Below are 17,209 nucleotides of genomic sequence, written 5' to 3' on the forward strand. Positions count from 1 at the left end.
CAACGCAGACACAGCAGTTTTTATGTAGGTCAACATCTCTATTATTGGCTTGGGGTACATCAAATGTTCCAAAAAAGTATAGAAGAACTAATGCAATTTAGCCGCTATCGGTTGAAGGATTACATCAAAGGGCAAAGAGCTATGGAGCTTGCTCTATCTACCTTCTAGCTATCTTGTCCTCCTGTCAGCTATGCCATTACTGCCATTGGTATTTGTATAACCAAAATTGAAACCATCTCCCAATCCTAATAAATTGGCTTCATTAATATTAATTCGCCTTCGCAAACTACCAACACTGGGACTGCGTTCATTATCTATAGATAGTTGAGTATGGAAAGAATCAGCTTCAGTAACTTTAACTTCTAAAATATTAGTCCCTGGACGGATACCAGTTTGTAAATCCGCAGATATGTTTTTAATGAGGGGGTCAAGTTGTAAGAGTTGCAATCCAACGAGGAGGCGATCGCGTGAAAATGGTTTCCCAGCAGCTAGGGATAGGCGATCGCTAATATAGCTACTATTTAAGCGACTTGTACCCGTAATATTAATCTTCTCTAAACTTCCCTCTACCAACTGCACCACCACCACACCATTCTTAATAGTTTGAATAGGAATAATCGCCCCCGATGTCACATAGCCCTTATTTACATATAATTTCGTAATCTCAGAACGGACTTGCAGCAGTTCAGTAAAACTAATTTGCCGTTTCGTATAGGGTGCAGCAACTTTCGCCAATTCCTCAGCACTAAAAACCGTATTCCCGACAAACTCAAACCGTTCCACTACCAAGGTTGTAGATGGTGTCTGTGGAGTCACTTGGGGTTGGTTCGGTATTGGTGAGGGAATTGGTAGCAATTGGTCAGGTGGTGGTAATACTGGCAACGGTTGGGCTTCTGGGAGGGATTCTCTCGAAGGTGGTTTAACCTCTGGAGGTACTTGGGCTAATAAAGGTTGTGTATGGAAGCTAGGAACAACCAGAGCGATTAGTGCAAATATCTCGCGCCAATATACAAATAAACTCGATTTTTTGGTTATTTCTCCAATTTTTTGGCTAGATGCAACATCAAGACAAGTCATAATTTATTCTTTTCCTTCTGAGCAACCCCGCATAATTGACTAGATAACCCAGGCTGGAAATTAGTAGAAATTACAGGTTGGGCAATTAAAACTATATCACCATTAGCATTACGTGCCATACCCTGAGCTTCCACTAAAGGCGCAGTAGTAGATATCATCCCTATAGGTAAAATTGCCTGATTACCTTCTGATCTTGTCACCCATTTAGCTGGTAATACTCCAGGAGTCAGCACATCATCAGGACTGGGTGGGATACCTCCACGTCCAGTGACAACAAATTCACTTTGACTCTGAGCAACATTACTATTATTAGAATTACAACCTTGAGCAATTAATCCTGACGGGTCTACGAGGTCTGTAGGTATTGCAACGAGTCCTTGACTGGGATCAATTCCTAAAGTTGTAATCTCTACATCTCCATCATCTCCACTATCAGAACTAGCACTAATATCACTACTTCTATTCTCACGAATTTTTTCTAAGTCGTTTGTATTTAATCCTTTTCTTCTTGTCAATCCAAAAGTCTGAACAGCCTTAATATCAATCTTGCCACCCTTACCACCAAAGGCATTAGCAATAATATCACTATCTTCTGTAGGGACGGCAATTATATAACCATTTTCCGCATTGATAGTAATTGTGCCACCATCTCCAATAATTCCTCTTGAACCAGCTTTCGAGGAAATTTGACTATCATTACGCAGAAGTAAATTCTCTGTTGTAATTTTAATATCACCACCCTTACCACTCTCATTTTTGGCACTTAGAAAAGCATTATCTAATTTCAGAAAATTAGTTTCTAGGGTAATAGTTCCAGCCGAACTTTCGGGGTCAATATTTTCACTATTAACTTGTATGATTGCTTTGGAGTTTAAATTAATATTAGAGCTAGTGATTTTAATGTTCCCTGCATTTCCTCTACCGAAGGCACTAGCGGTAATTTGACTATTATTAGATAGAGATAGGTCATCGGCTTTGATGTCAATACTTCCACCATTACCCACTGCTCCTGATTCTACTTGATTATATAATTGACTATTCTTATCAAAAGATATCGTATCCTTCGCTTCTATTAAAATATTTCCTGTATTACCCTTACCAAAAGTGCTAGTGTCAATAAAGGCATCATTAGTAAGATTAAGACTGCCTGTTTTAATTTCTATATTTCCACCCTTAGCTTCTGCTCCTCTTCGCACTGCATTGATAATGCTACCAGCATTAGACAAACTTGTTTCATTCTGAACATTTATAGTAATATTTCCAGCAGTTCCTTTTCCATATATAGAGGTATCTAATTGAGAGTTATTAATAAAAAGGGAATTTGTGGAGATGTTAATATTTCCACCATTTCCATTACTAATAAGAGACTTAATCTCGCTATTATTTGTAATGGTGGTACTACCATGTGATTTAATATAAATTAATCCTGCTTGACGGTCGCGTTCTGCATTTTCAGGATTTGGATTTTTGTCTGTCGTTGTTAAATTACTGTGATTAATTTCAATATTTTGTGGAGAGAATGAATCATGAAACCCAACAAAGATGCGTCCAAAATTTCCATCTGCATTAATTTCACTTTTATTTATTTCAATGCGATCTTTGGCATGAATAGATATATCACCAGCCAGTCCACTAAATTTATTTTCGGCACTAACTTTAGTGTTATTTGCTATGTAAACAGAACCCATTACAGATGTAATCTGAATTGTAGAAAATTCGCTTGTATCTTTCGGAATATTACTGATAATATTGCTATTTTTGATAGAAATATCTCCATTGGCTATTAGAGAAATATCTCCTGTTTCAGAATTAGAATTTATGTTCGTGTTGCTAACTTGAATATCTCCTGTTGCTTCTAAGGTTAAATCGCCACCTGCTTCTAGTGTTCCCTGTAAATCCAAATTTTCCGCACTGAGAGTTAAATCATTTTCAGTTATTAAATTCCCCTGACTGCTAATATCCCCTAGTTGTGAACCAAACTGTACACCTTCAGAAACACTCATTGTTAATAATGGTATTTGGGGATTAGTGGCATTAAATTCACTCCCATCTGGAAATGTAAAACTATTAGCTGTAGTTGCAAAAAATGAACCTTGGATATCTAATGAGGCATCTTTACTAAAAATTATCCCATTGGGATTAAGTAAATAAAGATTTGCATTACCATTTACTCCCAATGTTCCTAAAATATGAGAAATATTATTTCCTGTTACTCGACTAAAAATATTATTTATTTCTGGTGGATTAGCAAAATATACTCTCTGTCCGTTATTAACATTAAATTCTGAGAAGCTATGAAATAGACTATTTTCCCTTTTTGCACCACCTTCTATAACATCAGTAAGTTGATTTTTAATATTCACTCCTGGTGTGACGAGAGAGTTTTCATTACCCAAAGTGGCATCAGGTGTAATTTGTGCTGATACTATTTCAGGGGTGGATACAAGCAAGACGGACAAAGAGGTAATTGTCCTCATTACCATCGAAAACCTAGTTTGATATTGACTAAAATGGTTGTTGTTACTCACGTTACATTAAATGATATTGTACTGGTGTTGACAATTAAATATACTAAGCTGTAAGTTATATTACGTCAATTTGAATACATGGAGCATCCTTTTAAGCTTACTTTTAATCAAAAACAAACCGCATTGGCAATTAAAGTATCTGAAGTTGCTGAACTGCCTTATGCACTCGGACAAATAAATCTCACTAGTTCCCAGCCGGTTTTAGTCATAGTCGGGGGTGCAAGTCAGATTAGCGATATTGATTTCCTGCGGATTCAAAGCTTGTTTGTGGAAGTTTTAGCTCCCATTGCTGAAACCTTGGGCGCTTATGTGGTAGATGGAGGTACAGATGCGGGGGTGATGCGATTAATGGGTTATGCCCGTAATCATATCAATGCCCGGTTTCCGTTAATTGGTGTCGCGCCAGTGGGTAAAGTGGTTCTATCGGAGCAAACTACAACACCAGCAGATGATGCTTCACCTCTACAGGCTGATCATACTCATTTTGTCCTAGTTCCTGGCAATAATTGGGGTGATGAATCTCCTTGGATAGTAGATGTTGCCACTGTTTTAGCTGGGGAATATCCATCGCTAACGGTGCTAATTAATGGCGGAGAAATTACCTTTGTGGATGCGTTGAGTAGTATTACTGCGGGAAGATTAGTGATAGCGATCGCTGGTAGTGGCAGAACAGCCGATAAACTTGCTTTAGCTTTAAGTGGAAATACCACTGATGAACGCGCTACAAAATTAGCTGCATCTGGCAAATTACAAACAATTAATTTAGATGCAGAACCAGAAGAGTTAACTAAAACAATTACTAATTTACTTTCTAATGGAGGAGTGAATCATGGCTAATAAAGACCCTTATCGGGAGTTTTTAAAGAAAGATTTTGGTGAGATTTTTGATACATTAAAACTACCAGATTTACAAAGAAAGTTTTTAAATTCTCGGTGGTTAGATCAAGTTCTCTGGATGGAAGCACAAGCGGGAAAAGCACGAAATCGGTATTACACCGCGAGGATAATAACGATAGTTGGTGGTATAATTCTCCCGGCTTTAGTTAGTCTGAATTTTAATAATGGTAAAGTCAGAGATATTCTTGTTTTGGGAACTTTTGGTCTTAGTCAAGTTGTGGCGATTAGTGCCGCTGTCGAGGAATTTTTTCACTATGGAGAACGTTGGCGACACTATCGCCGCACAGTAGAATCTTTAAAAACCCAAGGTTGGCAATTTTTTCAATTGACGGGTTCTTATGTTATTTATAAAACTCATGAAGAGGCATTTACCTCTTTTGCTGGACAGGTAGAAGAAATTATTCAACGGGATGTAGAAATTTACGCTACTCAAGTTGTTCAAGAGAAGAAACGGGAAGATAAGAATAATGAAAATAGCATTAATAATGATGATCAAAGTGATCAATTAGAAATTACTAAAAGTAGTTCTCTGAAAACCACTGCTCAAGATGATTCTGTAGCCCTAGATTGGGATGATAATTCCGTTGATAATTCTGTTTCTAAAGTGGGTAAATCTGCGGTTAATTCATAGTAGATAAAAAGCTAACTATAGGGAACAGGGAATTTGAATTTATGAAAATACTCATCCTCAATGCCGGTTCTAGCAGCCAAAAGAGTTGTCTGTATGATATTACATCCCCAATTCCTAATTTAGCCCCCCAACCTCTTTGGGAAGGAAAAATAAATTGGACTGAAGACCAAAATCAGGCAGAAATTACAGTTAAAACCGCTACAGGTGCAAAACTGCAAGAAACCCTGGCTGCTGATTCTCGACAGATGCAATTTACTCATTTGTTATCTACTCTTACAAATGGTGAAACCAAGGTAATTGATGATTTAGCAGCCATAGATGTGGTAGGACATCGAGTAGTACATGGTGGGCAAGATTACCAAGAGGCTGTGATAATTACTGAAGATGTTAAACAGGCGATCGCTCATCTATGTAATCTAGCCCCAGCCCACAATCCAGCCGCTTTAGCTGGCATTGAAGCCATTGAAAATAGTCTGGGAAATATCCCCCAAATCGCAGTTTTTGATACCGGATTTCACCGGACATTACCCGATGCCGCAGCCATCTATCCTATCCCATATCAATTAGTAGAGCAAGGTATTCGCCGTTACGGCTTTCATGGCATCAGTCATCAGTATTGTGCCAATCGAGCAGCGGAAATTCTTGGTCAAGATATACAATCTCTGCGAATAATTACCTGTCATTTAGGCAATGGTTGTTCTTTAGCAGCCATCAAAAATGGTTGCAGTATTGACACCACAATGGGATTTACTCCCCTAGATGGTTTAATGATGGGTAGCCGCAGTGGTTCAATTGATCCAGGGATTTTAATTTATTTATTGCAACAGTATAATTACTCTAGTCAAGAATTAGATAATGTGTTAAACAAAGCTTCAGGATTAAAAGGTATTTCTGGAGTATCTAGTGATTTAAGAGCAGTGATAGCCGCAAAAGACCAAGGTAATCAACGCGCTCAACTCGCTTGGGATATATACGTACATCGCCTCCGGGCTGGTATCGGAGCAATGCTGGCTAGTTTACAAGGTTTAGATGTTTTAGTCTTTACCGCTGGAGTCGGTGAAAACTCCCCAGCAATCCGTCAAGCTGCTTGTGAAGCTTTGGGATTTTTAGGACTGAAAATTGATTCAGCTAAAAATCACCAACAACCCATTGATATTGATATTGCCACATCTGATTCCACAGTGCGAGTCTTAGTCATAGAAACTCAAGAAGACTGGTCAATAGCTCAACAATGTTGGAAATTACTGCAACAATGATAGAGGAGTCAGGAGTCAGGAGTCAGGAGTCAGGAGAAAAAAGAAGAAAATCCCTCCCTATTACCCATTACCCATTACCCATTACCCATTACCCATTACCCATTACCCATTACTCATTACCCATTACCCATTACCCATTCCCTATTCCCTTACTATGTTTTTATCTCGTGAAGCTATTATCACACCCTTAGTTGCTTGCTTTTGTATTGTCAGTATTAGCTTAATGCAAATACCAAAACTGCAAAAACTATTAATTAATAAACAATCTATTTCTGTAGAAGCTCTCCAAAAAGACCTCAAAAAAGAAAGTTTTCGCTTAAACTTACTTCAGGCAATCCCCAGTTTTAGTTATAAAAACCTCATTGCCAATTGGGTATATATTGATTTTTTGCAATTCTTCGGTGATGATGAAGCCAGAAATAAAACTGGATACAGTATCAGCCCAGAGTATTTTGAAGTTATTTTAGACCGTGATCCACGTTTTTTGGAAGCTTATTTAAGTCTTTCTATAAGTAGTTCTTTATACGGTGGTATGCCAGATAGGACTATAGCTTTGATGGAAAAAGGATTAAAATCTTTATCACCACAAATTCCCCCCAGATCATATTATATTTGGCGTTATAAAGGCACAGATGAGCTATTATTTTTAGGTAATGCTCAATCATCAAAGAAATCTTTTCTCAAAGCCGCAGAATGGGCAAGCACTTATACTGATGAAGAAGGTAAGCAAGTAGCATTTATTTCTCAGAAAACTGCCGAATTTTTGAGTAAAAATCCTGATAGTAAAGCAGCACGAGTGGCTACATGGGCAATGGTTTTAAACAATAATATAGATAAAAAAACTCGCAAACGAGCAATTAAGGAAATTGAAGCCTTGGGAGGAAAGGTCGTTACAAATGCCGACGGCACAGTTAGTATTAAAGCACCAGAAAAAGATTGATTGGTTATTGGTCATTGGTCATTGGTCATTGGGTAATTTTCTCCGAACTCCGAACTCCGAACTCCTGACTCCTGCGAAGAATCGTTACAATAGAAATCCCACTATCCTCATCTTTTAGACCTGTGGGGTAGAAGAGATTATTTTGATCATGACAGGAGGGTTATTTTAAGATATATTAAGATAAGTTAACATAATTATCATAATGTCCTCTTCCTTAGAGAAGCTAGGTATAAGCAGCAAACAAGTACAGGAGAATCAACATCGGTGAATAATAAAAGATGGCGAAATACGGGGCTGTACGCGCTCCTTTTTATAGTTGTTATTGCGCTAGGAACGGCATTGTTTGACAAACAACCTCAAAGCCGAGAAACATGGCGTTACAGTCAATTTATCCAAGAAGTTGAAAAAGGCAGAGTTGAGAGAGTTAGTTTGAGTTCTGACCGGTCTACAGCCTTGGTGACACCTAAATATGACCCTAACAAAAAGATTGTTACCTTAGTTAATGACCCAGATTTAATCAATACTTTAACCACTAAAGGTGTTGATATTGCCGTATTACCTCAAGCAGACGAAGGATTTTGGTTTAAGGCTCTCAGCAGCTTATTCTTCCCTGTATTGTTGCTAGTTGGTTTATTTTTCCTCCTCCGTCGCGCTCAAGGTGGTCCAGGTAGCCAAGCTATGAACTTTGGTAAATCTAAAGCCAGAGTGCAAATGGAACCCCAAACTCAAGTTACCTTTGGTGACGTTGCGGGTATTGACCAAGCCAAATTAGAACTAAATGAAGTTGTAGACTTTTTAAAGAATGCCGATCGCTTTACCGCCATTGGTGCAAAAATTCCTAAAGGTGTACTTTTAGTTGGACCTCCAGGTACAGGTAAAACCCTCCTTGCGCGGGCTGTTGCTGGAGAAGCTGGTGTTCCTTTCTTCTCAATTTCTGGTTCTGAATTTGTGGAAATGTTCGTTGGTGTGGGTGCTTCCCGTGTCCGCGATTTATTTGAACAAGCAAAAACCAATGCTCCTTGTATCGTCTTTATTGATGAAATTGACGCAGTAGGTCGTCAACGGGGTGCTGGTTTAGGTGGTGGTAACGACGAACGGGAACAAACCCTCAACCAGTTACTAACGGAAATGGATGGTTTTGAAGGTAACACTGGGATTATTATTATTGCTGCTACCAACCGTCCTGATGTATTAGATGCTGCTTTATTACGTCCAGGTCGTTTTGACCGTCAAGTTGTGGTAGACCGTCCCGACTACGCTGGTAGAAGTGAAATCTTGAGAGTTCACGCTCGTGGTAAAACTTTATCTAAAGATGTAGATTTGGATAAAATCGCCCGTCGGACTCCTGGTTTTACCGGTGCAGATTTATCTAACTTACTCAACGAAGCCGCAATTTTAGCCGCCCGTCGGAATTTAACTGAAATTTCGATGGATGAAATTAATGATGCAATTGACCGTGTATTAGCGGGTCCCGAAAAGAAAGACCGGGTAATGAGCGAAAAGCGCAAAACTTTGGTTGCATACCATGAAGCAGGTCACGCTTTAGTTGGGGCTTTAATGCCTGACTATGACCCTGTGCAAAAGATTAGCATTATTCCTCGTGGTCAAGCGGGTGGTTTAACTTGGTTTACTCCTAGCGAAGACCGTATGGACACTGGTTTATATAGCCGTGCTTATTTGGAAAATCAAATGGCTGTGGCTTTAGGTGGTCGTTTAGCTGAAGAAATTATCTTTGGTGAAGAGGAAGTTACAACTGGTGCTTCTAATGATTTACAGCAAGTGGCTAGAGTAGCTAAACAAATGATAACTCGGTTTGGGATGAGCGATCGCTTGGGTCCAGTTGCCCTTGGTCGTCAACAAGGAAATATGTTCCTGGGTCGAGATATCATGTCAGAACGTGACTTCTCAGAAGAAACCGCTGCTGCTATTGACGAAGAAGTTCGGAAGCTAGTAGATACTGCTTACAGTCGAGCTAAAGAAGTTTTAGTTGATAACCGCAAGGTATTAGATGAAATTGCTCAAATGCTGATTGAAAAGGAAACCGTAGACGCTGAGGAATTACAACAAATCCTTGGTAATAACGATGTGAAAATGGCAGCTTTTGCGTAATTTTTCTTAAACTTTTAATTAGGGTAATTCTGGTTTTTCTGGAATTACCCTTTTTTTATCTCATCGTATTTTTCTATAAACTTGCATGATACTATTGTTTAATTTATTATTCGATTCCATAAAGGCATCATTACTAGTACTGTGCGGCGTAAGTGAATGAACCATTTTTAATCCTTGTAATCAATCAAATTTTCGCGGTTTTTAATGGTCATCTTATTTGCGCCGTGTTGTACTAGATATCATGGAAGTTTTACCATTACCCAATAATTGGCAAGATATTCAACCTGACGTTGTATATTCTTCGACTTATGATTTGCAAGTTTCATTTAGCGACGAACAAATAAAATTAGGTATAAGATATGATAGTAAAGGAAAGCATTTAAAGGCAATTGCGAAAGGGTTAGTACACCCACAGGGTAGTATTGGGCTTGTTGATTCTCAAGAAAAAGGATATAATTTAAAATCTAAAGTCTTAGGTAGCGGTGGTGATAGACGGTTTCACGCCAAATATGTTAATGGTATATTACATTTTCCTGGTTTTGTAACACAACATTAATCCAGAATAGATTATGACTACACTTCAATTGAAAAATCACCAAATCTGGCAAGATTTAACTGAAATATTAGAAAATTTAGATACTAATTCTCTTGTTCAAAAACATCTTGAACAATGCTGTTATACAATCAATGGTTATTGGGATGAACAGGATGAATATTATGACTCAATTACTTTACCTCATCCCATAGAAGCAAAATTAGTCAGCAGTTTTGTAGGTGTTACCCAAGATAACCGTTTTCTAAAACTCAAATTTTCTCTTATTGGTACTACTACTATTTATGCTAAAATTATCCCTCATGATCCCCATGATAAACCTTACCCATTCGGAAGTCCAATAATTCAAAAAATAGGTGAGTTAGTTCTTATCTATAATGAAAATATGGAATTGATTGATGAAAATTGGCTTTTAGATATAGATTCTCCTTTACTTGTGCTTGATAAAAGACAAGTTACGAACACCTAAGATAATTGTAGGTTGGGTAGAACGAAGTGAAACCCAACAAAATCTAAGTGGAATCGCAATTCCTCGTAGGTTGGGTTGACGCAAGGAAACCCAACATTAATATTATTTGCCCCATCTAATTATCTGACTTTAAATATACTCTTGAAAAAGTAGGAAATCGCATCAAAGTTATCGAATATAATAGACGTATTGTTGATTACACTTACGATAATTTGTATCGGTTGACCCAATAGAAAATCATTGATGCCGTTAATGGCGATCGCATCTATGGTTACACTTATGATAGAGTAGGCGACTGTAATACTAAAAGTGAAATTGTCAACGGTACGACAAGGACTTGCATGATACCATTATTAAATTTTTATTTTATCCTATTTGTAAAACTAAGGTTTCTTCTCCTGGTACAATCAAGGTTTTTCCTACTGGTAAAATAGCTAAAGCATTTGTTTGAGCTAGATTAATTAAGTTCCCAGAGTTTAAATTTCCACTTGTTTGATGAAATTCATAAATACCATCATTTAAATTTAAAGTACCCCAAATATAAATTTCTATTTTCCCGTTAGATTTTAATTCGGAATGGGATTTCACTTTTAAAAGCTTTGCTTCCCAACCTGTCTTAATTCCCGAAAGTTTTTTAATTGTTGGTTGGACAAATCGCCAAAATATCACTAAAGCCGAAACGGGATTTCTTGGTAAACCAAAATAAAGAGAATTAGGAAATGTGGCAAATGTGAGGGGTTTTCCTGGACGCATTTGCACAGCCCGAAAATGGATTTTTTGCCCTAAGAGTGCGTTGTTTAATTACTGTTGATAAGGAGTAAGTAGGTGTATATAATAAAAGCGAAATTTATTGCGTTTTGTAAAATGGCTGAAACTCAATCAAAATCTCGCATTGAGACAACTTTACATACCGTTACATACCTTTAAATTTTTCTGTTCACTGACTTAAATCCCTAATCTATTATAAAACTAATTAATTGGGGATTAGATTTTTTAACACTTCATGATAAATTTATACTTAAATTCAATAATAATACTGTATTTTTAATCATAAAAGTATGTAAAGATGATAAGTATATAAACTGAGTATGTATACATGGTGTTAGATGTCGCAGATTATACGCTAGATTCTGCTACCAGTCTTAATCTAAGCGGAACGAACCAGCTATTTACAAATATTGACTCAATAGGTAATACCTTTTTAGTCAAAGATGCAACCAACAAATACTTTGCCCAAATAGGAACAGCTACCCCAATTGCTATCGAAAATAGTGGACAACAAATCTACGAAAACATCCACGGTTCAGACTGGCAAACTATAGCAACAGAAACCGTCAATGGAGATAACCAAGTTCTCTGGAAAAATGTTTCTGGAAACTACCTGCATATCTGGCATTTAGATAATAACTGGAATTGGGCTTCTTCTGAGGGAGCATGGGCATTAAATTCGGCTGAAGCTTGGGGTAAAGAATCTGTTTTTGGTATAGATGCTAATGGTGATGGTGTTATTGGCAATCCTTACATTCCAATTGACTCAATAGGTAATACCTTTTTAGTCAAAGATCCAACCAACAAATACTTTACTCAAGTAGGAATAAATAGCCCAACTGCCATTAAAAATGGTGGACAACAAATCTCCCAAAACATCTACGGTTTAGACTGGCAAACTCTAGCCACAGAAACCGTCAATGGAGATAACCAAATTCTGTGGAAAAATACTGCTGGAAACTATCTACATATCTGGCATTTAGATAATAATTGGAATTGGGTTTCCTCTGAAGGACAATGGGCATTAAATTCTCCAGAAGCTTTAACTCAAGAAACTAAGTTTGGGATAGATGTTAATGGTGATGGCAAAATTGGCTATGGAATCATAGAAGCAATTGGTAATACCAAGCTAGTCAAAGATGCAGCTAATGAATACTTTACCCAAATAGGAACAAATACTCCAACGGCTATCAAAAATGGTGGACAACAAATCTACCAAGATATCTACGGTTCAGGATGGCAAACTATAGCAACAGAAACCGTTAATGGAGATAACCAAGTCCTCTGGAAAAATGTTGATGGTAACTATCTACATATCTGGCATTTGGATAATAACTGGAATTGGGTTTCTTCTGAGGGACAATGGGCATTAAATTCTCTAGAAGCTTCAACTCAAGAAACTAATTTTGGGATAGATGCTAATGGTGATGGTTTTATTGGTTATGATACTTTGAATACTGCCAGAGATATTGTTATTGGTTCTCGTCCGATTTATGATTCTGTAAGTAATCTTGATCTTAATGATTTTTATCGTTTTACAGTTAGTCAATCAGGTATTTTCACAGCTAATCTAACTGGATTAACTGGAGATGCAGATGTCCGTTTGATTCAAGATAAAAATAACAATGGAGTCATAGATACTGCTCAATTATATAATTCTACTACGGGTATAATAGATACAGGTGAAATACTAGCTTGGCAATGGGAAAGAGGTACAGGAAATGAGGCGCTTCGTAGTTTCCTAAATCCCGGAACTTATTATTTACAAGTAATGAGTTATAACAATCAAACTGCTAATTACAATCTCGCTACTAATTTTACACCTGCTGTTAGTGATGATCGCAAATTCTCTATTCAACTCAACGTGGATAGCAGTATGAATGCCACTGCTCAAGCGACAATTCGTAAAGCAGCAGATTTGTGGGAAAAAGCCATTTCTTACAGCAGTTTCAATGGTTCTCATATTTTAACTGTTAATGTATCTAAGGATAGTTCATTACCAGGTTGGATGGGCATAGCCACAGGACAAATTACGAGACGAGATGCGAATGGTCGATATATACCGATATCAGGAGAAGTTCGATTAAGCCCTGACGTTGTGAATGATTTGAATAAAGTTAGTAATTCTGAACGTAACCCAGGTCTATTAGTCCATGAAATAGGTCATATTTTGGGACTTGTGGGTTGGGCTGCAAATAGTATTGATAAATCTACATGGACTTACAATGCGAATACCTACGCAGGTTGGGTTTATGGAGAATTAAAGGGTACATTCACCCAAACTACTATACCAATGATGACAGGTATGGGTCCTCTTTATGACTATACTCATCATTGGAACAAAGATGTTTTTGGGGCTGAGACAATGACTAGCACTATTATGTCTTTGAGCCAACTTTCTTTAGCCGCTTTGAGAGATGTGGGTTGGAATATTAACTATGGTGTAGCTCAACCCTATTCTCTACCCGCGCTAGGTGGTACGGGGAATACTTTGACTACTGCGGTCACTGACTTAGGTACGCTTACGGCTGGTAGTAATTGGATTTGGAAACTGAATAATGTTGTTAACAGCGAATTTCCTGATCAGTTTTACAAGATTAAGTTGGATGGAATTGGCACATTAAATGCAACCCTTGATGGCTTAACTGCTGATGCAAACATGAGACTAATTTATGATGCTAATAATAATGGCATTATAGACGCAGGTGAGGTAATTGCTACTTCCACAAATACGGGTACTGCATCTGAATCTTTTAATCTTTCTAACTTAGCTGCGGGAACTTATTACGTTAACGTTTATGCTACTAATTATGTTGACTCTTTTGGTAACAAAGTTAATATCAAGACTTCTTACAATTTGAATTTTAATAAATTCGCAGCATCAGCACCACCAATAGGCAATAATTTAAACACAGTTACTTATGATATGGGTAACTTTGGTCCGGGTTGGGCTACTGCATGGAACGGCACAGTTGGTGATAGCAATTTTGATGATCTTTTCCGTTTCAACTTTACCGAAAATGCTAACTTCACAGTTAATCTTATAGGTTTAACTGATAATGCAGATATAAGCGTAATTTACGATAGCAATAAAAACGGTTTGATTGACACAGGTGAAGTAATTCTCACTTCAAATAATCTAGGAAATCTATCAGAAAGTATTACTCGTGCTGGCTTGCTTCCTGGTACTTACTACTTCCATATTAATCGAGTCGGTTCTGCGAATACTCCCTATCAATTCAGAATAGCTGCTTTTACTGACTTTGGTACGGTAGTTGCCGGAACTGCTCGGAACAGGATATATAATAACAATGTTAATGTTAACGACGGTTTTCCTAACAAGTTTTACAAGATTAAGTTTGATGGAATTGGCACATTAAATGCAACTCTTGATGGCTTAACTGATGATGCAAACATGAGACTGATTTATGATGCTAATAATAACGGTATTTTTGAACCTAGTGAAGTAATTGCAACTTCCACAAATACGGGTACAACATCAGAATCTTTTAATCTTTCTAATTTAGCTGCGGGAACTTATTACGTTGACGTTTATGCAACCAATTACGTTGACTCTTTTGGTAACATAGTCAACATCAATACTGCTTACAATTTGAACACAACATTAACAGTCTCTGCACCACCAATAGGTAACAATTTAAAAATAGTTAATCATGATTTTGGTACTTTAACTCCAAAGGTATACAATTATTATTATGTTGTTAACGGATTCGTGGGTGATAGCAGTATTGATGACCTTTTCCGTTTCAATTTTGCTGGAACTACTAACCTCACATTTTCTCTCACAGGCTTAACTGATAATGCGGATATGAGCCTAATTTATGATAGTAATAATAACGGCTTAATTGATCCAGGTGAAGTGATTGCTACTTCAACAAATCTAGGAAATCTATCAGAAACAATTACTCTTTCTGGCTTACTTGCTGGTAATTACTATCTTTACGTTTATAGATTTGCTTCCACTGTTAATACTCGATACAGATTGCAATTAGAGAATTTGGTTATTACCTAAACTCTATTTTTTGATATGGTTTGTAGGGAGCAGATTATGAAAATTTCTGATCAAAACAGACAATTATCATAGTTGCCCACCTTACCCATCTTTTGATTAAAATTGACAAATTCCCAACTTTTTGAGGTGCGATCGCTGTTTGGGATGTGGGGAAGTGCGATCGCTTTTGGGGATGCGGGGAAGTGCGATCGCTTTTGGGGATGTAGATATCTGCGACATCATTTCTTTTAAGGATGAATGTAGGTGTAAAGGTTTAGCCCTGCTAAACCCTTACAAGTTATGGTAAAAAGTTCGATAAAATCAACGTAATTCCTCAATCTAAAAATGTCCTATAATCCACAAATTTACCATTGGTGTTCCATGTAATACTCAATCCCTAGCTCGCTTGATTACCTCGAATTAAATAGCGAACTTCCTCAAGTATAACATTAAATCTCTGATCGCTTTCAGCCTGTCTTTCTTTTATTAATTCCATATTTTGTTGATTTTGAGCAGCCAATTGTAACAAAGCTTGAGCAGTTATTCTTAAACCATCTATACCATCTTTAACCTCAGTCATACTTTCTCTTAATTCACTTACACTTGATGCTAATTCATCAAGCATTTCGTCATTCCAGCGTTCTATAGTCATAGTATATTCCTAATTACAAACTCAATTCATATTTCCTATTTTACAATACAATAACTTGCTTTGAGATTAGGAGCGATAGCAAAGCTGACCGAAGATATGGCTGTTAGGGATGGTAGGATTGTAGGGTTTTTGTACCTCATAACACCAGGAAGTGCTGTATGTACTCAAGAGCCTGTTTTTTCGCGCAGAGACGCGGAGAGTTAATTCGCTATTATCCTATTTGTAAAACTAAGGTTTCTTCTCCTGGTAAAATTAAGGTTTTTCCTACTGGTAAAACAGCTAAAGCATTTGTTTGAGCTAAGTTAATTAAGTTCCCAGAATTTAAATTTCCACTTGTTTGCTGAAATTCATAAATACCAGCATTTAAATTTAATTTACCCCAAATATAAGTTTCCATTTTCCCGTTAGATTTTAATTCGGAATGGGATTTCACTTTGATAAATTTCGCTTCCCAACCTTTATTAAGTCCTGAAAGTTTTTTGATTGTCGGTTGTACAAATCGCCAAAATGTCACCAAAGCCGAAACGGGATTTCCCGGTAAACCAAAATAAAGAGAATTGGGAAATGTTGCAAATGTTAAAGGTTTTCCTGGACGCATTTGCACAGAACGAAAATGGATTTCTGCCTCTAGAGAGGCTAATATATTATCAATATAATCATAATCACCAACAGAAACTCCACCAGAAGAAAGAACTATATCAGAGTTATTAATGGCATAATTTATAGTTTCTGTTAAAGCAGTTTGATCATCTTTAACAATTCCTAACATTAACACTTCTGCACCTAACTCTCTTACCAAAGCAGCTAAAGCATATTGGTTAGAATCTACTATTTGTCCAGGTTTTAGAGTTTGTTCTGGTGTTACCAACTCATCACCACTAGAAAAAATTGCCACTCGTGGACGACGGAAAACATTGATTTTATGTAATTGTGCAGCCGCTAAAATAGCAATTTCTGATGCGTTGAGGGGAATTCCTGCTGGTAAAAGTTCTTTTCCCGCTTGGTAAAAGTCTCCTTGGTGTCTAACAAACTCTTGGGGTTGCGGTGCAGTAAGAATAGAAACGTAATTTTCTTGCAAATTAGTTTTTTCCTGCATGACTACAGTATCCGCACCTTTTGGGATTATTGCCTGACAGGAGGACAAGATAGCTAGAAGGTAGATAGAGCAAGCTCCATAGCTCTTTGCCCTTTGATGTAATCCTTCAACCGATAGCGGCTAAATTGCATTAGTTCTTCTATACTTTTTTGGAACATTTGATGTACCCCAAGCCAATAATAGAGATGTTGACCTACATAAAAACTGCTGTGTCTGCGTTG

At 37.3% G+C, this 17,209-nt stretch carries 13 protein-coding genes and 2 pseudogenes; 9 read left to right on the forward strand and 6 right to left on the reverse strand.

What is annotated here, in order from left to right:
* Positions 1 to 168: 168 nt before the first annotated feature.
* Together FJR05_RS11580 and FJR05_RS11585 are read right to left on the reverse strand one after the other, a co-directional pair.
* Positions 169 to 1,077 carry a ShlB/FhaC/HecB family hemolysin secretion/activation protein gene (locus FJR05_RS11580; protein ID WP_254446910.1) on the reverse strand — a complete coding sequence of 303 codons (909 nt, stop codon included), beginning with the start codon at positions 1,075 to 1,077 and terminating at the stop codon, positions 169 to 171.
* Complete coding sequence (locus FJR05_RS11585) at positions 1,074 to 3,605, reverse strand: filamentous hemagglutinin N-terminal domain-containing protein (RefSeq protein ID WP_168644229.1); 2,532 nt, start codon at positions 3,603 to 3,605, stop codon at positions 1,074 to 1,076. The genes FJR05_RS11580 and FJR05_RS11585 overlap by 4 nt, the downstream gene beginning before the upstream one ends.
* Positions 3,606 to 3,728: 123 nt before the next feature.
* Here FJR05_RS11585 and FJR05_RS11590 point away from each other — a divergent pair, with 123 nt between their 5' ends.
* The 8 genes from FJR05_RS11590 to FJR05_RS11625 all read left to right on the forward strand — a co-directional run bounded on the left by FJR05_RS11590 (position 3,729) and on the right by FJR05_RS11625 (position 10,460).
* Positions 3,729 to 4,442, forward strand: a complete 714-nt coding sequence (locus tag FJR05_RS11590) for a hypothetical protein (RefSeq protein ID WP_254446911.1) — start codon at positions 3,729 to 3,731, stop codon at positions 4,440 to 4,442.
* Positions 4,435 to 5,133, forward strand: a complete 699-nt coding sequence (locus FJR05_RS11595) for a DUF4231 domain-containing protein (RefSeq protein WP_168644231.1) — start codon at positions 4,435 to 4,437, stop codon at positions 5,131 to 5,133. Before FJR05_RS11590 ends, FJR05_RS11595 begins: the two co-directional genes overlap by 8 nt.
* A 41-nt stretch (positions 5,134 to 5,174) precedes the next feature.
* The gene (locus FJR05_RS11600) at positions 5,175 to 6,389 is read left to right on the forward strand and encodes an acetate kinase (RefSeq protein ID WP_168644232.1); all 1,215 of its coding nucleotides are present in this window, start codon (positions 5,175 to 5,177) and stop codon (positions 6,387 to 6,389) included.
* Entirely contained in the window at positions 6,365 to 6,580 is a 216-nt protein-coding gene (locus FJR05_RS11605) for a hypothetical protein (RefSeq protein WP_254446912.1), read from the forward strand. Before FJR05_RS11600 ends, FJR05_RS11605 begins: the two co-directional genes overlap by 25 nt.
* Positions 6,544 to 7,329 (forward strand): hypothetical protein, encoded by a 786-nt coding sequence (locus FJR05_RS11610; protein ID WP_168644233.1) that lies wholly within the window; start codon positions 6,544 to 6,546, stop codon positions 7,327 to 7,329. The genes FJR05_RS11605 and FJR05_RS11610 overlap by 37 nt, the downstream gene beginning before the upstream one ends.
* A 264-nt stretch (positions 7,330 to 7,593) precedes the next feature.
* Complete coding sequence (ftsH3, locus tag FJR05_RS11615) at positions 7,594 to 9,438, forward strand: ATP-dependent zinc metalloprotease FtsH3 (RefSeq protein ID WP_168644234.1); 1,845 nt, start codon at positions 7,594 to 7,596, stop codon at positions 9,436 to 9,438.
* A gap of 217 nt (positions 9,439 to 9,655) precedes the next feature.
* Entirely contained in the window at positions 9,656 to 9,994 is a 339-nt protein-coding gene (locus tag FJR05_RS11620; RefSeq protein WP_371416879.1) for a hypothetical protein, read from the forward strand.
* Positions 9,995 to 10,007: 13 nt separating this feature from the next.
* Complete coding sequence (locus FJR05_RS11625; protein WP_168644235.1) at positions 10,008 to 10,460, forward strand: hypothetical protein; 453 nt, start codon at positions 10,008 to 10,010, stop codon at positions 10,458 to 10,460.
* Positions 10,461 to 10,826: 366 nt separating this feature from the next.
* On the opposite strand, the pseudogene FJR05_RS11630 reads toward FJR05_RS11625, so the two are convergent.
* Positions 10,827 to 11,246: pseudogene (locus tag FJR05_RS11630) on the reverse strand (molybdopterin molybdenumtransferase MoeA); the annotation flags it as partial.
* A 310-nt stretch (positions 11,247 to 11,556) separates the two neighbouring features.
* On the opposite strand from FJR05_RS11630, the gene FJR05_RS11635 reads away from it, so the two are divergent.
* Positions 11,557 to 15,261, forward strand: coding sequence for a pre-peptidase C-terminal domain-containing protein (locus tag FJR05_RS11635; RefSeq protein WP_168644236.1), 3,705 nt, complete (start codon positions 11,557 to 11,559; stop codon positions 15,259 to 15,261).
* 96 nt (positions 15,262 to 15,357) lie between these two features.
* Here FJR05_RS11635 and FJR05_RS27645 read toward each other — a convergent pair whose 3' ends face one another.
* The 3 genes and pseudogenes from FJR05_RS27645 to FJR05_RS11645 form a co-directional block, all read right to left on the reverse strand.
* Positions 15,358 to 15,483: a hypothetical protein gene (locus tag FJR05_RS27645; RefSeq protein ID WP_256376191.1), complete on the reverse strand. Its 126-nt coding sequence runs from the start codon at positions 15,481 to 15,483 to the stop codon at positions 15,358 to 15,360.
* Positions 15,484 to 15,637: 154 nt separating this feature from the next.
* The gene (locus FJR05_RS11640) at positions 15,638 to 15,892 is read right to left on the reverse strand and encodes a hypothetical protein (protein ID WP_015079760.1); all 255 of its coding nucleotides are present in this window, start codon (positions 15,890 to 15,892) and stop codon (positions 15,638 to 15,640) included.
* 211 nt (positions 15,893 to 16,103) lie between these two features.
* Positions 16,104 to 17,021 (reverse strand): annotated as a pseudogene (locus FJR05_RS11645) (molybdopterin molybdotransferase MoeA); the annotation flags it as partial.
* Positions 17,022 to 17,209: the final 188 nt, after the last annotated feature.

This window comes from Dolichospermum sp. UHCC 0259 (assembly GCF_009711935.1).
Lineage (GTDB): Bacteria > Cyanobacteriota > Cyanobacteriia > Cyanobacteriales > Nostocaceae > Dolichospermum.